Consider the following 1,055-nt stretch of genomic DNA (forward strand, 5'->3'; position numbering starts at 1 on the left):
TAGAGCGGTAGCCCTTCTGAGTGAATCGGCAGGGGTACTCAAATCGGTTGATATCTGATTCAAGCTGTCTGCCGGGTCTGGAGGCCGGCAGGCATGTCGAAGGCACTTTCTGTCGATCTTCGGACCCGGGCGCTGGCGGCTGTGGCGCAGGGAGCGACACACCGCGAGGCGGCGGCACGGTTTGGCGTCAGCGCCGCCAGTATCAGCCGCTGGCGGGCTTTGGAGCGTGAGCAGGGCGACGTGCAGCCCGGTCCTCTGGGTGGCGATCGGCGCTCCGGCCGCATCGAGGCCCATGCCGAGATGATCCTGCAACTCCTCGGCCAGATGCGGGATGCGACCATCGCGGAATTGCGCCATGAACTCGGTGAGCGCGGGCAGTGGTTCGGCTACGGGACGCTGCGGCGGTTCTTCCAGCGTCATCGCATCACGCGCAAAAAAAGACCGCGCATGCCGCCGAGCAGGACCGTCCCGACATCCTGAAGCGGCGATGGGACTGGTTCGAGAGCCAGCCTGACCTCGCTCCCGACCGGCTGGTCTTCATCGACGAGACGTGGGCCTCGACCAAGATGACGCGCACCCATGGCCGGGCAGCGCGTGGCGAGCGGCTACGTGCCTCCGTGCCGCACGGCCACTGGAAGACCACGACATTCGTCGCCGGCCTGCGCAGCAGCGGGATCGTCGCCCCCATGGTGCTCGACGGTCCGATCAACGGCGTTGCCTTCCAGGCTTATGTCGACCAGGTGCTCGTGCCCGAACTGCAGCCCGGCGACATCGTCATCATGGACAATCTCGGCAGCCACAAAGGCGCCGGGATCAGGCCCTCCATCGAGGCGGCAGGAGCCAGCCTGCTCTACCTTCCGCCTTACAGCCCAGACTTCAACCCGATCGAAAACGCCTTCGCCAAGCTCAAGGCAGCGCTGCGAAAGGCCGCCGAACGGACGGTCCACGGTCTGTGGGCCGCCATCGGTCGCATCATCGATACGTTCACACCCAACGAATGCACAAACTTCTTCGCCGCAGCAGGCTACGATCCAGACTGATCGGCTACCGCTCTA

At 65.0% G+C, this 1,055-nt stretch carries 1 protein-coding gene; it reads left to right on the forward strand.

What is annotated here, in order from left to right; genetic code table 11:
* Nucleotides 1-93: 93 nt before the first annotated feature.
* Nucleotides 94-1,040 (forward strand): IS630 family transposase gene (locus B8460_RS19235; RefSeq protein WP_148360720.1). Its coding sequence is split into 2 segments (ribosomal slippage): nt 94-430 and nt 430-1,040, totalling 948 coding nucleotides; the frame shifts between segments, so codons are not numbered across the junction.
* The last annotated feature ends 15 nt before the right edge of the window (nt 1,041-1,055 follow it).

The organism is Acidisphaera rubrifaciens HS-AP3, assembly GCF_000964365.1.
GTDB classification, from domain to species: domain Bacteria; phylum Pseudomonadota; class Alphaproteobacteria; order Acetobacterales; family Acetobacteraceae; genus Acidisphaera; species Acidisphaera rubrifaciens.